Source organism: Acinetobacter sp. TR3 (assembly GCF_027105055.1).
GTDB lineage: Bacteria > Pseudomonadota > Gammaproteobacteria > Pseudomonadales > Moraxellaceae > Acinetobacter.
Map to the genome: position 1 here is coordinate 2,988,819 of NZ_CP114264.1, position 21,384 is coordinate 3,010,202.

Sequence of the window (21,384 nt, forward strand, 5' to 3'; positions counted from 1 at the left end):
TATTTACCTTTTAACCTTAGTGTGCAGGATAAGCTGAATCTACAGGATGCGGCTGAGCATTAATTGCAGACTGCACCTCGACCACATCATCAAACCAGTGACGAACTCCATCTACTTCCTGATAGTTTTCATGACCTTTGCCAGCAATCACGACAATATCTCCAGCTTGAGCTTGAGCGACCACAAATTTAATCGCTTCGCGGCGATCATGAATTTCATGTACGCTGTGTTCTGTAAAATCAATTCCCTGCTTCATATCAGCAAAAATCTGTTCAGGGTTTTCAGTTCGTGGATTATCCGAGGTGAGAACTACAGGATTAGCATGATCAAGCGCAGCCTGAGTCATTAAAGGACGCTTACCGCGATCGCGATCACCACCGCAGCCAAATACCGCCCATAATTGTCCAGTGACATGACGTTTCAACGTGGTTAACACCTGAATCAATGCATCAGGTGTATGTGCATAATCAACGACAAATAGACGATCCGTATCTTGAATCACTTGCATGCGCCCTGGGGCACCCTTAAGTTGCGGAACGAACTGCACTAAATCAGCAAGCGAAAAACCAGCATATTCTGCTGCAATCAAGCTTGCTAATAAATTTTCTACATTAAAATGCCCAAGCAATGGGCTTTGCACAGCAAAAGTACCTATTGGACTAATCAATGTAAAACTTGCACCACTCAAGCGATATTGCAAATGATCAATATGATAATCCGCAGAAGTTTGAGTCAAAGAATAAGTCAAAACTTTCGGTTTTGATGGATTCTGTTTTGCAGCAGCTAGCATCACGTTTGCATGTGCATCGTCGATGTTAATTACAACGACTTTTAAAGTGGTAAATTTAAATAATAGCGCCTTAGCTTCTGCATAAGCCTCTAAAGTACCGTGATAATCTAAATGATCACGACTTAAATTACTATAAACTGCAATTTCAAGATCGCAACCATTCAGACGACCTTGTTCCAGACCATGGGAACTCGCCTCAAGTGCAACAAAATTAGCCCCTTGTTTAGCGTAATCATGCAATGCCTGCTGTAATTGCAGCGCATCTAAAGTGGTGTGGGTTGAGGGGGTCAAGTTTGGCAAGATACCATTGCCTGTTGTCCCCATCACTGCACAGCCTTTCGCTTGTGAACTTATCAGTTCTGCAATCAGACGTGAAATGGTGGTTTTACCATTGGTGCCAGTGACTGCAATTCCTCGTAATGGCTGTACAGGATCGACCGCTTGTAAATATTGCTGCTGCCATTCACCCATAAGAAAACGCACTTCAGGGCAAACCCACTCGTTCGCAAGCCCTAAACTTGTTTCACTAATAACCGCCAATGCCCCTGCATTCAGCGCATTTTGTGCAAATTGACGGGTTTTTTCAGGTTGGCTATAACTACTTAAAGCAATAAAAATTTGTCCAACTTCAATCTTACGGCTGTCTAGACAAAAGCCTTGAAAAGGCTGAGTGAACCAAGCCGCATCGATACGAATCGGATATATCTGCTGAAAACTAATCGACATAATCTACCTACGGATTGGATTTTATAGAGGTATCAAGTGGTTTATCTAAAGGTACATTCAGTAATCGTAGCGATTCTTGCATAATTCTCGCAAAAACGGGCGCTGCAACGAGACCACCATAATAACGGCCTTGAGGATTTTCAACGACGATAATCATCGCCAGACGAGGATCACTCACTGGAGCAACCCCAGCAAATAAAGCACGATATTCATTACTCGAATAACCTTTACGGTCAGCTCGTAATTTATGTGCTGTACCTGTTTTACCACCAACACGATAACCAGGAATATTGGCCTGCGTAGCTGTACCACCAGGCATAGTAACCTGCTCAAGCATCAATAACACTTGATCTGCAATCTTAGGATCAAGTACTTGCTTACCTTGAGGTGCTTGATCTAATTTTCTTAGACTTAATGGCATCTCCACACCATGGTTTGCGAGCATCGCATAACCTTGTGCAACTTGGAGAATGGTTGCGTTTAAACCATAACCATATGCCATCGTACCCAACTGAGATGGGTTTAACTTATCACCCGAATACAACAGACCAGCGCTCTCACCCGGGAATTTCACATCAGAACGATGCCCAAAACCAACACGACGGAAGAATGAAGGTACTGCATCCTTTGGTAGTGACAATGCGAGTTTTGCTGAACCCACGTTAGATGATTTAACAATAATACCTGTCAGAGTTAATGCACCATAGTTGTGTGTATCACGAATGGTATGCCATCCCAACTTCATTGAACCTGGTGACGTATTAACAATTGTGTTTGGTGTGTATTTGCCACTTTCTAAGGCAGCCGCAACGGTAAATGGCTTCATGGTCGAACCAGGCTCAAACATATCAATTGCGCCACGGTTACGCATTGCATCTTTGTTGGCTAAACCATTTTTATCATTCGGGTTATACGATGGCCAACTGGTCATTGCCAAAATTTCGCCCGTTTTTACATCTACAGCAATAGCGGTTGCCGAACGAGCATTATTTGCGACACCAGCAGCCGTCAATTCACGATACATAATATATTGCAAACGTGAGTCGATACTGAGTGTGACATTTTCACCTGACTCGACTTCTTTAATCACTTCTGAGACTTTAAGACGGTTACCTTTTTTATCCCGAATAATTTTTTGTTCACCATCTACCCCTGACAACTGTTTATTCAGTTGCATTTCTAAACCTTCAACCCCAACCCCTTCACTATTGGTTAATCCAATAATTTGTGCATTCGGCTGCGGTTGCGGATAGTAACGCTTATACGTCTTTTCGGCGTAAACCCCTTGAAAGTTTCGCTTGGTAATGAGGTCAGCTTGCTGAGGTGGAATTTCCTTTTGCAATACCAAATAACGTGAACGTGGTCGATCACTCATTTGCTTCTTCAAATCATTACGATCAACACCCACTGCATCTGCCAATTCATCTAAATTTAGATTCTTATCTGGCAACTGACGTTTGAGTTTACGGTTGGTTGGGTCTTTTTGTAGTTCTGCCGTAATGTCATCATACTGTTTTTTAGTCTCCCAATAATCTCTTGGGTCAATCACGATTTTCATAATCGGTGTACTAATCGCCAAAGGCACACCATGGCGATCACTAATCACGCCACGCATCGCTTCTAAGCGTTCGGTACGTAAAATATTGGCATTGGCTTTGTTCTGCAAAAAATCTTTATTGACCACTTGCACATAAAAGGCGCGCGCGACCAAGACAATAAAGCAAAGGAGCACTGTTCCCCAAAGCAAATAAAATCGCCACATATCCAAAGCAAGTGTTGGTCTTTCAGAAATGGACTGCTGTTTTTTTCGTATTGGTTTGCTTCGCTTATCTGCCATACAGCATGCCTTATTTGTCTTGCTTTGAAGTCATAGGTAAAGAAATCACGACGGTTTGTGCAGCAGGCGGTGAAAACATGCGTAACTGTGTCACAGCACGAGAACCAATCTGTGCAGTCGCACCAAAGGTTTGTTGCTCGATCAATAAACGCCCCCATTCGGCATTTAAATCATCTTTTTCACGCATATACCCACTCAAATCACGATAATCATGACGATATTCAAATACTTGAAACACCACCATCATCGCACTAATGAAGACCAATGCAAGAAGCACAGCATACACCACAACTTTTTTCAGTCCCTTTTTACTACTGGATAAAACCTCATCATCATTTTTTTTATTCATTATCTACCTTTTTGCTCTAAACGCTCTGCCACACGCAACCATGCACTACGTGAACGAGGATTTGCTTTTACTTCTGCTTCACTCGCACGAATACGAGACACTTTCTTTAAACGTCGCGTATCAACCTGTGCTTGAGGCATCCCCCAACCATGATCTTCCGCTAAAGTTGATTCTTTTTGGATAAACTGTTTAATCAAACGATCTTCCAAAGAGTGGAAGCTAATCACAGCCAACTGTCCTTGTACTTTCAACAATTCTACAGCTTGCGGTAAAAATGTTTCAATATCATCAAGCTCTTTATTAATTGCAATACGAATCGCTTGGAAAGTACGTGTTGCTGGGTGTTTGTGCTTTTCCCATTTCGGATGAGCAACTTTGACAATTTCTGCAAGTTGAGCAGTTGTCGTAATTTCACCTGCCAATTTAATCGCTTTGGCAATACGACGGCTATAACGCTCTTCGCCATATTGGAAAATAATATTGGCTAATTTTTCTTCTTCGATTTTTAATAACCACTCAGCCGCAGTCAAACCTTGAGAATTATCCATACGCATGTCTAGCGGGCCATCTTGCATAAAGCTAAACCCACGTTCAGCTTGGTCAAGTTGCGGTGAGGACACGCCTAAGTCCGCCATAATGCCATCGACTTCGGTAAGACCAATATTTGTTAATTCCGCCTGAATATCGGCAAAACTGGCATGAATAATTTTAAACCGCGGATCTTCTTGTTCTAATTGCGCGGCAACTTCAAGTGCCTGAGGATCTTTGTCAAAGGCGTAAACACGTGCATTTTGATCCAATTTGGAAAGTAAGAGCTTAGTATGCCCTCCTCGACCAAACGTTGCATCGACAAAAACACCAGTATCGCGACCTGCCAATACGCCATCAACGGTTTCATGAAGTAAGACAGAAATATGCGACATAACAATAGGATCAATAGCTAAAAATGTAACTGCACATTATCACCTTGTTTTATCCCAGTACCAAACGACTTTTTGTAGAGAATTCTTAACTTTTCATAGATAAAACCGTTTTCTTATCATTTTTTATGCAACAAAAAAGCAAATACTCCGTGTATTTGCTTTCTCATATTCAATCACAAATTTTATATGTAATTTATTTACTGTTTATCTGCATAAATTTGATCAAAAATCGCACCATTCACAAAGTGGGTTTTCTGCGCTTTTGTCCATCCACCAAATACATCATTAATACTGAATAGTTTGATCTTTGGAAATTGTTTTGCATATTTTGCTGCAACTTGCGGATTGCGTGGACGGAAATAATGTTTTGCCGCAAGTTCCTGTCCTAATGGTGAATAAAGAAAATTTAAATAACCGCGCGCTAAATTGCGATTACCATCTTTATCCACGGTTTTATCTACAATCGCAACTGAAGGCTCAGCCAAAATTGAAATTGATGGATAAACAATATCGTATTTATCTTTACCTAAACCTTGGGTCGCCAATAAAGCTTCATTTTCCCATGACAGTAACACATCGCCTATACCTCGCTCAGCGAATGTAGTTAAAGAACCTCGCGCTCCCGAATCAAGCACTTTGACATTTTGGTATAATTTTTTCACTAAATCACGGGCTTTAGTCTCATTACCACCGGGTTGTTTCAAGGCATAGCCCCATGCCGATAAATAAATCCAACGCGGTGCCCCCCCTGTTTTCGGATTTGGGGTAATAATTTCGACACCCTCTTTGGTGAGATCATTCCAATCACGGATATTTTTCGGATTTCCTTTGCGGACAAGGAATACTACCGTTGATGTATAAGGTGCAGAATTATTTTTAAATTGTTTTTGCCAATCTTTACGAATGAGACCTGCATTGGCAATTTCATCAATATCATTCGCCAAAGCCAATGTCACAACATCAGCCTGTAAGCCATCAATCACCGATCGTGCCTGTTTGCCTGAACCACCATGCGATTGTTTAAAATCGACTTCTTGACCTGTTCTTTGTTTCCAATATTGACCAAATGCTTGGTTATATTCTTGATAAAACTCTCGTGTTGGATCATAAGATACATTTAAAAACGTTGTAGCTGCCTGCGCTATGCTATTTAAACCCAAAGCAAGCAATGCTGCGGCGATCACTGTTTTCATTTATTATTCACTCATTTTCTGTATATTTGTGACCACTATATTTATTTAAAAATAATTTACAATCATATAGTTATATCAATAATTTAGAAATTATTCTTTTTTTTATATATCGTAATATTAAGGATATATTGCAGTTAAAATACTAAATGTTTATTCATGTTATTTTTATTTTGAGAAAAATTATCATTCTCCACTTTTTCTACACATTTGCTTGTTAAATTTGATTTGCACATATTCTAGCCATCAGGCTTACAATACCCAAAAAAGTGTGTTTATTTATTATTTTTTGTAAAAAGTGTGACTTAGTTATGCTTTTTTATTAAAATTTATGTTTGAATCGTATGCTTAAAGCAATACTATAGTCATTTAGTTAGTCTTGTAGACTCGAAGTCATGAAGGGGATGTTACCGTGCAAGCATCAAAACTTAAAAAAACACTATGCTTAAGCTTATTTTTGGTGTGTTCTATTCAAGTTGGACATGCAGCTGCAATTAAAGAAAACAATAATATTAAAACGATAGACAAATCGTCTTCATTAATTGTGAAAGCACTTGATCAACAAAAACGTAATACGGCCATGTTGCCTTCAACAGATGACGAATTAAAAATGTTGAATACCATCCGTACAACGCCAACACAAACGTTCTTTGCAAGCCAACACGAACGTTTTTCGCGCTTTGTTCAGACTATTTTTCAACCGCACACATCTTAATCTTTTAAATATGTAAAGCTCTACATGTTTAAATAAGCCTAGTCATGCCGTGACTAGGCTTTTTCGTTATAATAGTTTCAATTTTAATTTAAGCTTCGATAATTTATGAAAGTTCGTACCCGTATTGCGCCTTCTCCTACAGGTTTCCCTCATGTAGGTACTGCTTATATTGCATTATTTAATTTATGTTTTGCTAAACAGCACGGCGGTGAATTTATTTTACGCATTGAGGACACAGATCAACTCCGTTCAACTCCTGAATCTGAAAAAATGATTTTAGATTCATTACGTTGGTTAGGGTTGAACTGGTCAGAAGGCCCAGATGTCGGTGGCCCACATGCACCTTATCGTCAGTCAGAACGTATGGGAATTTACAAGCAATATGCCTTAGATTTGGTTGAAAAAGGACATGCTTTCTATTGTTTCGCAACAGCTGAAGAGCTAGACCAAATGCGTGCAGAGCAGCAAGCACGTGGTGAAACGCCAAAATATGATGGTCGTGGCTTAAAACTTTCACAAGAAGAAGTACAACAACGCCTTGCTGCGGGTGAACCACATGTCATTCGAATGAAAGTACCTGAAGATGGTATTTGTAAGATTAATGATTTACTTCGTGGTGAAGTGGAGATTCCTTGGGCACAAGTTGACATGCAAGTGTTGCTAAAAACGGATGGTTTACCAACTTATCATCTTGCTAATGTCGTGGATGACCACTTAATGGAAATCACTCACGTGTTACGTGGGGAAGAATGGCTGCCTTCAGCGCCTAAACATCAGTTACTTTACCAATATTTTGGTTGGGAAATGCCAACTTTATGTCATATGCCATTGTTACGTAACCCAGATAAATCAAAACTTTCTAAACGTAAGAACCCAACTTCTATTAACTACTATCGCGACATCGGTGTATTACCAGAAGCATTATTGAATTATTTAGGTCGCATGGGTTGGTCAATGCCTGATGAGCGTGAAGTATTCACATTACAGGACATGGTTGAAAATTTTGATGTACAGCGTGTTTCATTGGGCGGCCCAATCTTTGATGTTGAAAAACTTAATTGGCTGAACGGTCAATGGATCAAAGGCTTAACATCAGGACAACTTCTAGATCGCCTATTAGCATGGAAAAGCGACCGTCAAACACTTGAAGACATTGCAGCTGCGATTCAACCTCGTATCAATCTACTTTCAGAAGCTGTGAATTGGGCTGGTTTCTATTTCAATCACATGCCACAAATCAGTAAAGAACAGTTTGAAAGCAAAAAATTGACCGAAGAACAAGTTCGTCAAAGCTTACAATTTGCAATTTGGCGCTTAGAAAGTCAGTTTACGTGGAATAATGATACTGTCAGCCAAACGCTGATGGATTTAGCCACTCAAATGGAAATTAAACTTCGTGACTTTATGCCAGCATTTTTTATTGCGATTGCGGGTTCAACGAGTTCAACGCCTGTGATGCAATCTATGGTGACACTAGGTCCTGATTTGACTTTTGCACGTTTACGTCATGCCTTAGAAATCGTAGGTGCACCAAGCAAGAAAGAACTCAAAGTTTGGGAAAAATTAAACGAATCACTCAAACTGCCGAAAAATGATGCAAATAGTGAGAATTAATTCAGTTTAATCATTGACGTGTGAGCGCATTCGCCCTAATATTGCGCTCACACAGACTGGGGTCATAGCTCAGTTGGTAGAGCGCTACAATGGCATTGTAGAGGTCAGCAGTTCGATCCTGCTTGGCTCCACCAAACTTCAATTTGTGTTGCCTCAATAAGTCCCTATCGTCTAGAGGCCTAGGACATCGCCCTTTCACGGCGGTAACCGGGGTTCGAATCCCCGTAGGGACGCCATATTTATGCAAAATAATTAAAATTATAATTTTCAACTAAACATTCATTTATTCAGATTGCACATTTCAAAATTTTACATAAAATACTTGCTTCTCCACGCTTGGACAAATTGTGGTATGCAATCTTCCAACTCAAATGCTACCTCTGAATCAAAAACATTAAAACGTGCAATGAGCACCCGTCACCTAGTTATGCTTTCATTAGGCGGTGCAATTGGTACAGGTTTATTTTTAGGTTCTGGAGAGGTCATCGCTCAAACGGGTCCTATCGGCGCAATTATTGCCTACTTTTTAGGTGGTTTAATTGCCTATATGGTTATGCTCTGTTTAGGTGAGCTCGCAGTACATATGCCTGTGGCTGGATCTTTTGGCGCATACGCTCAAAAATATATTGGCCCAGGAACGGGTTATATGATTTCTTGGCTGTATTGGCTGACATGGACCGCAACGCTTGGTACAGAATTTACTGCCGCAGCCTTACTCATGCAAGAATGGTTCCCTCATATTTCGATGTGGATTTGGACCATTATTTTTGCGATTACAATTTTAGGATTAAATTTAAGTTCAACCCGCATTTTTGCTGAATCAGAGTTTTGGCTTGCATTAGTCAAAGTCATTACCGTTATTGCCTTTATCCTTTTAGGTTTATGCGCAATTTTTGGTTTCATTCCATTCCAAGGCACTGAATCTGCACCGTTATTTCATAACTTAACGGCACATGGTTGGTTTCCACAAGGTCTTTTTCCAATTTTCACCACGATGTTAATTGTTAACTTTGCCTTTTCTGGAACTGAACTCATTGGTGTTGCCGCAGGTGAAACCCAAAATCCAGCTGAAAATGTTCCTAAAGCAATTAATGCAGCAATTTGGCGACTATTAATTTTCTTTGTGGGTACGATTGTTGTTATTAGTGCATTACTTCCATTCCATGTAGCTGGCTTAGGTGGTGATGGGGTAAGCAGCAGTCCTTTCGTAACTGTATTTAAATACATCGGCATTCCATATGCTGACGATATTATTCGCTTCGTGATTATTACTGCCTTATTGTCCGCTGCAAACTCAGGTCTCTATGCGGCTTCCCGCATGATGTGGTCTTTATCTGATCAACGCCAACTGCCAAGCATATTCTCAAAATTGTCTAAGAGTGGTACGCCTATCATTGCGCTAGTGGTAACCATGTTTGGCGCAATTCCCGGATTACTATCTGAGCATTTTGCCCCAGAGACAATTTTCAAAAATTTACTAGGTGTTGCTGCATTTACCATGGTCATCGTGTGGATGAGTATTTGTTGGAGTCAGTTTAACTTTAGACGCCAATGGTACAAGGCTGGACATTCAGCAAAAGATTTAAAATTTGCTGCACCACTTTATCCAATCGTTCCCATCTTAGGTTTTGTTTTCTGTTTAATTACAGGTCTCAGCATGGCATACGATCCTGAAATGCAGGCTGGTTTTATTGGATGTTTACTGTTTATTGCCGCTTGTTATTTAAGTTACTACGTTTTTTACCGTGATCGTAAATAAAATGGCAATAAATAAAAAATGCAGCTTAGGCTGCATTTTTTATTTAACTTAAATTAACTTACTTGACAATTTTACTTTAACTTCCTTATTTTGATTATTTATTCTACGATATGTTTTATTTTTAGACACTCACAAGATTTTTTTGGATTTTCTTTGGAAAAGTGTTTGACACCCTACCCAATTCACCCTAATATACGCCCACCTCTGAAACGTCCCTATCGTCTAGAGGCCTAGGACATCGCCCTTTCACGGCGGTAACCGGGGTTCGAATCCCCGTAGGGACGCCAATATTTATTATTGTTTTCAGATGTATGCCTCATATAAGTCCCTATCGTCTAGAGGCCTAGGACATCGCCCTTTCACGGCGGTAACCGGGGTTCGAATCCCCGTAGGGACGCCAAATTCTAAAAAGCCACTGCATTGACAGTGGCTTTTTTATTACTTATTCACTTCCAATTCCAACTTGAACTTCTAAACGTCCAGACTGAACACGTAAGCCTCGGATCTCAAATTGATCAACTAATTGTTGTACCAATTCGCGACTCTCTTGCAAAATATTAAGTCCTGGCAAAATACTAAAATCAGTCAAGCTTAATAGCTTATCGACCATCCATGAGCGGTTATTAATGAAATCAATAAAACCCGCTTCTTCAAGGTCGATATACCATAAACGATGCCCTTCTTTTTGAATCCCCGGCACATCACGAATGAGATGATTGATCAAAAATGGGATCGGTAAGGAATTAATCACTTCAAAGCTGATATTACCAACACGTCTTGCTGCCCAATTTGTTAAAGTACCACCATGACGAATTTGCAAATCCAGATGCTCATCGACCTGACAAAGACGTAAATATTTTTCCTGCCCAATACGACATTCTAAAACATTGAATTCTAAAGACAGACGATATAGGAAGCGGCGATAGTGGCCATCTAATTCGATATGAAAGCGATCATTGCCACATTCAATTTTAATATCATCAATTTCAGAACGATCCATACGTTTCCGAATTTGATTATTGAGCAGCATTTCAGGCAAATATAAGGTGAGGCTACTTTTTCCTAACGATGCACGTGCCATTGCTAACGCAACTTGACGCGCTGCTTCGCTAGTTTCTGATACCATATCACGAACAGTATTTCGCATCCCTTCAACACCACGTTTGGTGTGATGGGTAACTTGATCTAAGGCATCTAAGGCGGCATCTGCGACACCAGCGATATTACGAGAGGTATCACTCGCAAACTCAACAGCATCTTGTGCGTGCTGTAATGTCTTATTGATTAACCGACGTGATAAAGACGGTTTTTCATCTGATGATTCTATATCTGCAGGCATAATATCGAACATTGCCTTTTTATCATCTTGTCGATTCAAGATGTTCTCCCTCTTCCCTTTCTCAGCAACTCAATTTTGATATGAGCAACAATCTGTTTTATAAACTTATTGGCTGTTTTTATGTAGATTAGCATGCTATTTAGCGCAATTTGCGTCTTTTTGTTGCACACTTTTAAATTAATTTAATCGTCCATTTTCTAAATATGTTTCAGAAAACGTTACATTTCACCTTCTTCGAGCTGCACTTTTTCATCCGTATCTACTTTTAATAACATTTGATTCAGACGAAGTTGTTTATACTTTTCTAGCACAATTTCAATAGAAACAAGTTTTTCTTGTATATCGCCTCGCTCTAAATGACCAACTTCTCGCAATGCCACCCAAGCGGCTTGCATTTTATCAAAGTCGTTCCCTTTCTCTAGTTTTTGTTGCATCCAATCAAATAAAGCTTGCGCACGTTGTTCAGCTTTAAATTGATAAGCAAATAAACCACTTGAAAGTGCAATTTCATTCAACTTACCCATCCAATTCAATTGTAACTGTTGCGAGCAATAACGCTGCTTTACCAAATAAGGTTCTAAAATATTCTTTTGGAACATGTGAGCAAAGCTCACCATTTCATTGACAACAATATCTCGCTGCTCATATAAAGCAGGTCTTTCAACGTGTTGTTTATCAAGACGAAAGTCACCCAAAAATTGCATCAGCCCTTGCTCTAGAACTAGTTGTATTGGTCCTGAAATAATGGTCGGCTGTTGTTCATATTCAACTTTAGATAAAGCCTGTATAAATTCTTCACTTTGAATCGGCTCGACCAGCCATCTCCAAATATCCAGATCTTTTTGAATCGCCAACCATAACTTTAACAATAGGGTATCAGCCGACTGTTGATCATTTTTCAAAAGACGTAATAAGGCATTTTGTATCGCACTAGATTCTGCAAGACCTGCGAATACGAGCGGATGAGTTAAAAGTTGTGGCGCATTTGCAATCACTTCTTTATTGTAAGGAAGCTGAAAATCCCGTCCGCCTAGCATTCCGCCGATTGACTTGCCCAGTGAATTTAAGCTACGCCCAACATCTGCCAAAATATTCGTTTCTATCGCTTGCGTTTGCAATATCACTGCTGGCAACAAAGCATTTACCGCAGATTTCAACGTTTTTAGATAGGTTTTTTGATCAACTGGTTTTTCAAATTTAGAGAGTAAATCAATTGCATATTCAACATCGCTTACATTAGGCATGTACTCAGACTGGTTGCGATTTACCAAACACGCTATATATGCATAAAAAGCAATTTCACTCCGCTGTATAGACTGCTGTGAAGCCCATTCATACTGTTTGATCGCTTCAGTATATTGTTCTGCGCCTGCATAGGCTTTTGCTAAAGCCACCGCATGTTTTGCACTTGGATATTGCTGTTGAAAATAGAGCAATAAATCAATCTTAGGTTGTTGATCTAAACATTTATCTAGCTGACGTAAATAAAGATTGATTTGTGGCTGTGTCGGTTGAGGCACAACAAAATTGAGCTGATAAACCAAACATTGTTCATACCATGCATGTTTTCTGGCATGAGATTCATAACTTGGAATAAATTCGTTTTCAATTAATTTGATGAGTTGTGATGTATATAGAATATCTTCATCTGTCTCATGCTGGAATTTCCATTGCTTTGGTAACGAGACTTTAAACAATTTTAAAAAGAAATTTGCACTTAAATCAGGACTCTCCATGCTAACCAACATTAGCTTGTCTTGGGTCGAAAGATGACCTTCTCCCTTTTCGATGCGAGCTAATCGTAATTTTAGAAGTTTGGTAGGCAGCATGCGAGTCCTTGCGCATTATTCAACACATTCAGTTCACAAATTAGCATGACTGATATTATTTTAGCGAACAGGTTTAGACGAGCTGCGACCGATATGGATTGCTCGAATCAACTTAATATTAGACCTCTTGCAAAAGTCAAAAAATAATCAGATGTAAGTATTGATTTTATTAAGTTTGATCAATTCTAAAATCATTGAAAATAGCACTTACGCAAGAGGTCTATTTTAAAGATAGTATAAAATAAGTAAGTTTATGTATTTGAACAACGTAGGATTTTAGCTTTTGCATAATTTTCGCTAAAATAAGCAAAATACTATAGGAAATCTTTATGCAATATCGTTGCCCTAAATGCCAAAGCGTGAAAATTATGCCTGTAAGTCAAGGTGCCAACAGCCCTCGCCCTAATGTGCCTAAAAGCTTGGTGCTTTTAGTTCCTGCTATTTTTATTTTACTGGTGTTGGTGTTAATTAGTGTTGGAATGTGGATTTTTGGGCATGGCGCTGGTCAAGGCCTGCAAATTGCGACCGTTGCAGTATTTATTGTCTGTGTCATCGCGGGCATCTTATTTTGGCGAGATTTACCTGATTTCAAAATTTCAATGCAGGCTTTTATGCAAGCGCAAAAGCATTGGAAATGTCGTGACTGTAATCACGAATGGCAAAACTAACACGTTGCTCTAAATTCCAATTCACATCAGCTCAGTGCTGATGTGAATGAGTGTGTTGTTCATCTTCAACATGTTGATGAGTATGTTGACAATTCATTTCAGCATCATCTTCGATCTGTAAAGTCACTTCGGCAATACCATGTTCATGCGATAACATTTCAATTGCAGCACGATGCAACTGATTACGGTCAACCTTAGGTGCAAACAAATGTACGGTAAGATGAATATTCTTCGATGTAATTGCCCAGACCTTTAATTGGTGGATACTCTCAACACCATCTAATGTCAGTAAATCATTACGCAGTTTCTCAATATCAACTTCTTCTGGCACACCTTCTAATAAAATATTGATACTTTGTCTGAGCAAAATCCATGTTCTTGGTAAGACCCAGAAACCGATCGCAACTGCAATAATGGTATCAACCCAATACCAGTTGGTGTAATAGATAATCACAGCACCAATAATGACGCCCACAGAACCTAATGCATCACTCAGCACTTCTAAATAAGCACCTTTCATGTTCAAACTTTCAGTCGCACTCGACATTAGTATTTTCATGGAAATTAAATTAATAATTAAACCAATTGATGCGACCACCAACATGCCTATACTTTGAATTTCGGGCGGTTGGGTAAAACGTTGATAGGCTTCGTAAAGAATATACATCGCCACAAAAAATAGCATAGATGCATTAAATAATGCCGCCAAAATCTCAAAACGCTGATAACCGAAGGTACGCTTATCATCAGCAGGGCGTTTGGCAATTTTAATCGCTGCTAAAGCAATCGCTAATGCAGCGGCATCAGTAAACATATGTGCAGCATCGGAAAGTAATGCCAAACTCTGTGTGATGATACCTGCGATAAATTCGATGACTAAAAAAGTCGTGGTCAGTATTAGCGCAATCGTTAGTTTTTTTGCATTGCCTTCTGTAACGGCGGCATGACTATGATCATGCCCTTGATGTCCACTCATGTTGGACTCCTTATCATTTTATAAGTAAGAAGCTTCTTTTATCTTGCTTACACTGCCTCGAATTAAAGCCTAAATCAAATGGTATGTGTATAGGTATCTTCCTACTTTGAAGGATCACAGTAGGCAAAATCCTTTGTAGGTCTGACGGTACATCCATGCTACCGCAGCCCTACAGGCGGCATCCATGCCGCCTATCACAATAGCGAATACTGATTTAGATTCCGCTAAATGACACTAATCAGAAACTTTCTCATTCATCCAACGATAAACTACAGGCAAAATCAGCAATGTTAGTAAAGTAGAAGAAATAATCCCACCTATCACAACTGTCGCTAATGGACGTTGTACTTCTGCACCTGTACCAGTCGCAATTGCCATAGGAATAAAACCCAACGATGCCACGAAGGCAGTCATCAGAACGGGGCGTAATCGGAGAATCGCTCCCTGCCATGTCGCTTTATGTACATTAAACTGCTCACGAAGCTCTTTGATGAAACTCAGCATCACTAAACCGTTGAGTACTGCGACACCAGAGAGCGCAATGAACCCAACACCTGCTGACATCGACAATGGAATATCACGCAGCCAAAGCGCAACCAAACCACCTGACAACGCAAATGGCACACCACTGAAGACCAACAGGCTTTCCTTAAAGTTATGAAACACTGCCATCAATAAAATAAAGATGGTAATCAATGCCAGTGGAATCACAATTTGCATACGAGCCGCCGCAGAAGCCAGATTTTCAAATTGTCCACCAAACTCTAGCCAATAACCTGCTGGCAGAGGTTGTTGTTTTAATGTCGCTTGTAACTCCTGCACAAATGAACCCAAGTCACGCCCTTCAACATTTGCGGTGACAATGACACGGCGTTTACCATTTTCACGACCAACTTGGCTCATCCCTGAAATCGTTTCCACTTTGGCAACATCTTGCAACTGAATCAAACCACCATTCGGCAATTGAATAGGTAACTGCGCTAAATTCTGTGCTGTACGTTGTGCATCAGGCAAACGAATTTCAAAATCAAAACGACGATCACCTTGCAAAATCTGTCCAACATTTTGACCACCCACGCTCGCTGCAACCACATCCTGAATGGTTTTTACTGACAGGCCATATTGCGCAGCTAATGCATGATTGATATCCACATTAAGTACTGGTAAACCTGTGGTTTGTTCTACTTTGACCGCAGTGGCACCCGAAATTTTCTGTACTTTTTGTGCAATCGCCTGTGCTTGAGTGTTCAGCACATTCATATCATCACCAAAGACTTTGATCCCGACATCACTACGTACACCTGAGATCAATTCATTAAAACGGAGTTCAATTGGTTGTGAAAATTCACTGTTATTACCTGGGATGGTTTCCAAAAATACCTGCATACGGCTACGCAATTCATCAATGGTTTCTTTTGGATTTTCCCATTGATCACGCGGTTTTAACAAAATCACGGCATCTGAGATATTCGGCGGCATCACATCGGTCGCAACCTCAGCAGTCCCCGTTCTAGCAAATACCGCTTTGACTTCTGAAAAATTCTTCATAATTAACTTTTCAGTATTTTCCTGCATACGTAAAGACTGCTCCAAGCCTGTGCTTGGCGAACGCATTTGTTGTAAGGCAAAATCTCCTTCACTCAGTTGTGGCGCAAATTCACTGCCAATTTGGGTCGTCAGTACGCCACTCAGTACCAAAATACTTAGGGCTAAAGCCACTACCACCATTTTGAATTGATATGCACAATCGAGAATCTGTTGGTATTTACGTTTTAAGCCTTGCATCCAACGAGATTCTTTTTCTTTGACTTCACCTGTAATAAACAATGCAACCGCAGCGGGTACAAATGTTACCGACAAAATCATCGCACCCAACAATGCCATTACCACTGTCATTGCCATTGGATGGAACATTTTCGCTTCTACACCTGTCAAAGCAAAGATGGGTAAATACACCACCATAATAATGGCCTGACCAAATAGGAGTGGTTTCCGTGCTTGCTTGGCTGCCAAAAAGACTTCTTTAAAGCGTTCCTGTCGTGTGAGTAAGCGTCCAGCATGATGCTGTGCCTCCGCCAGCCGTCGAATACAGTTTTCGACAATAACCACTGCACCATCCACAATGATCCCAAAATCTAATGCACCTAAACTCATTAAATTGGCACTGATATTTTGTTCAGCCATACCCGTTAAGGTGAACAACATTGACAACGGAATCACACAGGCAGTAATCAAAGCAGCACGGAAGTTGCCCAAGAAAATAAACAGAATCACGATGACTAAAATCGCGCCTTCTACTAAGTTTTTCTGAACCGTTTTGATGGCTTTATTTACTAAGCTCGTACGGTCATACACCGTTTCAATTTCAACGCCTTTAGGTAAAGTCAGCTGAATTTTCTTGATCTTGCTATCAACCGCTTGGGCAACTGTACGGCTATTTTCACCCATCATCATCATAGCGATACCAAGCACGGTTTCCTCGCCATTATATGTGGCAGCACCTGTACGCAAATCATGTCCGATCGCCACTGAAGCCACATCTGCAACACGAATGGGTAGACCATTTTTAACCGAGACAGTAATGTTTTGAATATCCTCAACTGTACTGAGCATACCCGGCACACGCATCGTTAGTTGTTGTCCATTTTCCTCAATAAAACCTGCGCCTCGGTTTTCATTGTTCTCTTGTAATGCAGTTTGGAACGCTGTTAAAGAAATTTGAAGTTGCTGTAAACGCTTTAAATCAGGTGAAACAATATAGGTTTTGTTGTAACCGCCAATACTATTAATTTCAGCCACACCTTTAACACGCTGTAATTGTGGACGCACAATCCAATCTTGGATTTCTCGTAGGTCCATCGCACTATAGGGCGTTCCATCTTCTTTTTTTGCATCGGGTTTAGCTTTAACCACCCATTGGTAAATCTCTCCAAGCCCCGTAGAAATAGGTGACATCACAGGATCAACCGCATCTGGCAATTGTCCGTCTGCCTCTTGCAAACGTTGATTAATTAACTGTCTTGCCCAGTAAATGTCCGTATCATCTTTAAAAATAATGGTGACTTGCGATAAGCCATAACGAGAAATCGAACGGGTTTGTTCTAGATCTGGAATACCTGCCATCGCTGTTTCGATCGGATAGGTAATCCGCTGCTCTACCTCTAAAGCGGTATAACCATTCGCTTGGGTATTAATTTGTACTTGAGTATTGGTAATATCAGGAACTGCATCTATCGGAAGCTTTTGATAGCTCCAAATACCAACTGCAATCCACGTCATCACAAATAGCATCACCCAAATGGCATTACGAATCGAAAATTGAATCAATCGATCAAATAAACCTTCAGGCTTGGGGAATTGAGGAGAGTTAATGCCCATGTTCAGCCTCCCCTTTTTCCAGTTCTGATTTCAACAAGAAACTACCTGCTGCTACATAAGACTGGCCCGCACTCAAACCTTGAGTAATTTCGACCCATTGTCCATCTTGGGTACGTTGACCGATCTGAATAGGAATCGCTTTGAAATCAAAACCCTTTTTCTGATTCGCTTGAGCAACGAAAACGACATCTTTACCGTCCACCTGCTGAATCGCTTCAGAACTTACGCGAATTGCAGACGTTTTTGAACCTGCTTGTAATTCAACATTCACCATCAAGTTTGGACGTAATTCAGTTGCATTTGACAGCACTTTGGCACGAATCTGTAAACGACCTGTTTGTGCATCAGCTTCAGTCGTTAAACTTTGAACTTGGGCATTAAAGAGATTGCCTGTTTGCAGTGATTTAAATCGAATCTGCTGATTGGGCTGTACATTGATACTCGCTAAGGTTGGTAATACAAATTCCAACCAAAGTTGATCTAACTGATCAATGGTAAATAGTTGATCTGCAAGTTGAACATTTTCACCAATAACAATGTCTTTATTACTAATCACACCATTGATCGGTGCAGTTAGCGTATAGCGGCCACTTGAGCCAGAAGCTGCACCAAAGGCGCTAAGACGTGAACGTGCTGCTTGGACCTGAATCTGTGCTTGACGATAAGCATTATAAGCACGCTGATAGTCTTGTTTGGCAGAAATCCCTTGCGACCATAAACTACGTTCACGCTCATAATCCTGCTGGGCTAAATCCAAATTTGTTTGAGCAATTTGTAGATTCGCTTGCTGATCCACTAAGTCTGGTACTAATAAGTTTGCCAAAGCCTGACCACGTTTCACTTGCTGACCTAATTCAACATAAACGGATTCAACACGACCAGCAAAACTTGGTGAAACATGCGCTTGGCGATCTGTATTCACCACCAATTTTGCAGGAAAAGTTTGAACCTGATTCACTTCACCCAAAGCCACTTGTGCCAATTTGACACTATGCTGTTGCATCTGCTCTGCTGTTAGGCTGAGGCTTTCTTCAGCCTCATGTTCCTCATCCTTTTCATCATGTTTAGGTTCATCTTTTTCATTTTCTTGATGGGCATGTTCCTGCTCACCTTGTGCGGCAGTTTCAGAAGTCTTGGTTTTTTTATTCCATAATAGTCCTACTGCCAAAACGATTGTGAGTACCGCAATCACAGCGATCCAAAGCCATTGAGAACGTGTTTTTTGTTTCATATCCATCTCTTATTCTCCTACTTGGCTTGGAAAAGCGTTAATTTGTTGCCAAACGCGTTGATTTAATTGCATTAAGGCATCTTTCGCTGTGATCTGCTCTACTGGAAGCCCCATACGTGCACTTTGTACTTCCACATTCAATTGCCAAGCTTGTTTAAGGAGTTGAACTTTACGTAAACGGACATCCTGTAACTGAGTTGTGGCTTGTTGTACATCCGTAACAGCAAATTTACCTAAACGAAAACCTTGCAAAGTCTTTTGCTGAACCTGTATCGCTAAAGGTACTTGTTGGTCATTTAACTGTTTAAATTGCGTTTGTAATCCACGTAGTTCAACAAGACGAACATCAATATCCAACTGATTTTGCTGACGATAAAAACGTTGTTGTTGCTGAATCAGTGTTTGCTTCACTTCCGCAATCTGGATACCGTATTTTTGTGAGTTAAAAATATTAAGCGGAATCTCCACCCCTAAACGAATTTGATTTTCAGTATTTTGATCTGCCGAACGAGTTCGATTCACACCAAAAGTCATAATCGGTTGTGGGCGCGATTTTGCTTTGAGCTGATCAATATTGGCTTGTTGACGCTGAGTTTCTAATTGCAAACCTCGCTCAAATAAATTCTCTATATCTTGTCTGTCTGTTTTTACGACTGTGGCACGAGACCAAAGCTCATTGACACTTGGAGCAATCACAAATTGATTCAGGTCACTGCCCCAAAAACTTGCTAATTGCTGCTGTGCAACTCGAAGTTGTAGATCTGCTTGTTGATAAATACGCTGATTTTCTAAATGTGCAATACGAACTCGCTCAACATCAACTTGAGCTATATTGCCAGCTTGATAACGCTTCATCGTTGCGTCTAAATTTTCTTGGCTGACTTGTAATTGCTCTGCAATCAAAGACTTTTCCAATTGGAATAATGCCACTTGTGACCATGCATATTGCACAATCAATTCAAGTTCAGCATTGTAGCGTTGCTGTTCTAAATCAACTTGAGTTGCTGAAAGCTGAGCAACTTTTTGTGCTGCACGACGTTGACCAAATAAGTCTAATGACTGGGAGATTCCAATCGCTAACTCTCGATCTTGATCATTTTGCAGACCCGTTTGCTCAATCGAGAGACTTGGATTTGCCCATAGACCACTTTGTTGTAGCCTTGCATTTGCCATCTGCTGTTGGGTTTGCCAATTGGATTGGTTGGCTTGATAAGCACGAATTTGCTCAAGAATTTGTTCAAAGTTACTATTTCGCTGCGCAACAGTTGTTGGCGATTGATTCACATTGAGTAAGGACTCAGCTGAAACTGCTTGAGCTAAAACTCCCACTGATAAGCCAATACTCAAAATTGACCATTTTAATGCTGATAAAAGCAGATGATTTCTAAGCGTACGCTTTTTAAATGCACAGATACGCTGATTTAAACTTAAAGACATAGAGAGCCCCGCAAATTAATAAGGTTGCGGTGGGCTATTTTTCGGCTACCCCACCTATAGCGGGGTGAATACAGGTGGCGGGGTGAGTTGTGATAAATGTGGCGACTGGTATAAATTAGACCAGTAATATTTTTGTTCTATTTCATGCGTCTGTAAAATTGGTTCATTCAACTGCTGTTGCGCTTCGGTCACAACGACATGAAAACAAGATGGCAAATGATCATGATGATCTTGCAAACTTAACGGCATGGGTAAATCAGAAGCATCTTGATCTGCAACTACTGCATGTTTTCCAGAAGCATCTAAATTTTCAGGGATATGATGCCCAAAATGATTCAACGTAGGATATTCAGTCGGCTGTTCATGCGCGCAAAAAGCTGCCGCCACATTCCAAAAACTTTGGAACATGAACAAACTCAGCAAGAGTGTCATAAATACAGCAGAACGTTGCACGTTACACCAACTGTTCAAAATTTGGGTCACTATAGCAAGTAAAGTACATGTAATAAAATTACATTATTAAAAGATTATTCCGATAAGGCTATTCTTCAAATTAAATTGAAAAACCAATTACTCTTTTAAACTCATAGAACAACAATCTTTATCATAAGGTTCCATTTCCC

Annotated in this window: 15 protein-coding genes, 4 tRNA genes and 1 pseudogene; 8 read left to right on the top strand and 12 right to left on the bottom strand. The window is 40.3% G+C overall.

The genetic code is table 11. From position 1 onward, the window contains the following. Nucleotides 1–16: 16 nt before the first annotated feature. From O1449_RS14340 to O1449_RS14360, 5 genes and pseudogenes are all read right to left on the bottom strand, one after another. The gene (locus O1449_RS14340; RefSeq protein WP_269238651.1) at nucleotides 17–1,516 is read right to left on the bottom strand and encodes a UDP-N-acetylmuramoyl-L-alanyl-D-glutamate--2,6-diaminopimelate ligase; all 1,500 of its coding nucleotides are present in this window, start codon (nucleotides 1,514–1,516) and stop codon (nucleotides 17–19) included. Nucleotides 1,517–1,519: 3 nt separating this feature from the next. Next, nucleotides 1,520–3,353 (bottom strand): annotated as a pseudogene (gene ftsI / locus O1449_RS14345) (penicillin-binding protein PBP3). 10 nt (nucleotides 3,354–3,363) lie between these two features. Then, the gene (ftsL, locus tag O1449_RS14350; protein WP_241334606.1) at nucleotides 3,364–3,702 is read right to left on the bottom strand and encodes a cell division protein FtsL; all 339 of its coding nucleotides are present in this window, start codon (nucleotides 3,700–3,702) and stop codon (nucleotides 3,364–3,366) included. Beyond that, nucleotides 3,702–4,625, bottom strand: a complete 924-nt coding sequence (rsmH, locus tag O1449_RS14355) for a 16S rRNA (cytosine(1402)-N(4))-methyltransferase RsmH (protein WP_269238652.1) — start codon at nucleotides 4,623–4,625, stop codon at nucleotides 3,702–3,704. The genes ftsL and rsmH overlap by 1 nt, the downstream gene beginning before the upstream one ends. A 197-nt stretch (nucleotides 4,626–4,822) precedes the next feature. After that, nucleotides 4,823–5,818: a sulfate ABC transporter substrate-binding protein gene (locus tag O1449_RS14360; RefSeq protein ID WP_269238653.1), complete on the bottom strand. Its 996-nt coding sequence runs from the start codon at nucleotides 5,816–5,818 to the stop codon at nucleotides 4,823–4,825. A 466-nt stretch (nucleotides 5,819–6,284) separates the two neighbouring features. Between O1449_RS14360 and O1449_RS14365 the strand changes: the two genes are divergently transcribed. From O1449_RS14365 to O1449_RS14395, 7 genes are all read left to right on the top strand, one after another. Further along, complete coding sequence (locus O1449_RS14365; RefSeq protein WP_413772447.1) at nucleotides 6,285–6,530, top strand: DUF4179 domain-containing protein; 246 nt, start codon at nucleotides 6,285–6,287, stop codon at nucleotides 6,528–6,530. A 105-nt stretch (nucleotides 6,531–6,635) separates the two neighbouring features. Continuing rightward, nucleotides 6,636–8,144, top strand: coding sequence for a glutamate--tRNA ligase (gene gltX / locus O1449_RS14370; protein ID WP_269238654.1), 1,509 nt, complete (start codon nucleotides 6,636–6,638; stop codon nucleotides 8,142–8,144). A gap of 58 nt (nucleotides 8,145–8,202) precedes the next feature. Then, nucleotides 8,203–8,278 (top strand) — tRNA-Ala (locus O1449_RS14375). A gap of 26 nt (nucleotides 8,279–8,304) precedes the next feature. Beyond that, nucleotides 8,305–8,380 (top strand) — tRNA-Glu (locus O1449_RS14380). Nucleotides 8,381–8,496: 116 nt separating this feature from the next. Next, the gene (locus tag O1449_RS14385) at nucleotides 8,497–9,903 is read left to right on the top strand and encodes an amino acid permease (RefSeq protein WP_269229427.1); all 1,407 of its coding nucleotides are present in this window, start codon (nucleotides 8,497–8,499) and stop codon (nucleotides 9,901–9,903) included. Nucleotides 9,904–10,114: 211 nt separating this feature from the next. Beyond that, nucleotides 10,115–10,190 (top strand) — tRNA-Glu (locus O1449_RS14390). Nucleotides 10,191–10,227: 37 nt separating this feature from the next. Next, nucleotides 10,228–10,303: transfer RNA gene (locus tag O1449_RS14395), tRNA-Glu, on the top strand. Nucleotides 10,304–10,345: 42 nt separating this feature from the next. On the opposite strand, the gene O1449_RS14400 is transcribed toward O1449_RS14395, so the two are convergent. Both O1449_RS14400 and O1449_RS14405 read right to left on the bottom strand, forming a co-directional pair. Then, nucleotides 10,346–11,281, bottom strand: a complete 936-nt coding sequence (locus tag O1449_RS14400; protein WP_004660107.1) for a hypothetical protein — start codon at nucleotides 11,279–11,281, stop codon at nucleotides 10,346–10,348. Between the two features lie 179 nt (nucleotides 11,282–11,460). Next, the gene (locus tag O1449_RS14405) at nucleotides 11,461–13,071 is read right to left on the bottom strand and encodes a hypothetical protein (RefSeq protein ID WP_269238655.1); all 1,611 of its coding nucleotides are present in this window, start codon (nucleotides 13,069–13,071) and stop codon (nucleotides 11,461–11,463) included. A 329-nt stretch (nucleotides 13,072–13,400) separates the two neighbouring features. Between O1449_RS14405 and O1449_RS14410 the strand changes: the two genes are divergently transcribed. Next, entirely contained in the window at nucleotides 13,401–13,739 is a 339-nt protein-coding gene (locus O1449_RS14410) for a hypothetical protein (RefSeq protein WP_269238656.1), read from the top strand. Between the two features lie 31 nt (nucleotides 13,740–13,770). On the opposite strand, the gene O1449_RS14415 is transcribed toward O1449_RS14410, so the two are convergent. From O1449_RS14415 to O1449_RS14435, 5 genes are all read right to left on the bottom strand, one after another. Further along, nucleotides 13,771–14,715, bottom strand: a complete 945-nt coding sequence (locus O1449_RS14415; RefSeq protein WP_269238657.1) for a cation diffusion facilitator family transporter — start codon at nucleotides 14,713–14,715, stop codon at nucleotides 13,771–13,773. A gap of 234 nt (nucleotides 14,716–14,949) precedes the next feature. Beyond that, nucleotides 14,950–18,093 (bottom strand): efflux RND transporter permease subunit, encoded by a 3,144-nt coding sequence (locus O1449_RS14420; protein WP_269238658.1) that lies wholly within the window; start codon nucleotides 18,091–18,093, stop codon nucleotides 14,950–14,952. After that, on the bottom strand, nucleotides 18,083–19,330 hold the full coding sequence (locus tag O1449_RS14425; protein WP_269238659.1) for an efflux RND transporter periplasmic adaptor subunit: 1,248 nt from the start codon (nucleotides 19,328–19,330) through the stop codon (nucleotides 18,083–18,085). The genes O1449_RS14420 and O1449_RS14425 overlap by 11 nt, the downstream gene beginning before the upstream one ends. A 3-nt stretch (nucleotides 19,331–19,333) precedes the next feature. Beyond that, entirely contained in the window at nucleotides 19,334–20,761 is a 1,428-nt protein-coding gene (locus O1449_RS14430; protein ID WP_269238660.1) for a TolC family protein, read from the bottom strand. A 54-nt stretch (nucleotides 20,762–20,815) separates the two neighbouring features. Beyond that, on the bottom strand, nucleotides 20,816–21,214 hold the full coding sequence (locus tag O1449_RS14435) for a cation efflux protein, CzcI-like (RefSeq protein WP_269238661.1): 399 nt from the start codon (nucleotides 21,212–21,214) through the stop codon (nucleotides 20,816–20,818). Nucleotides 21,215–21,384: the final 170 nt, after the last annotated feature.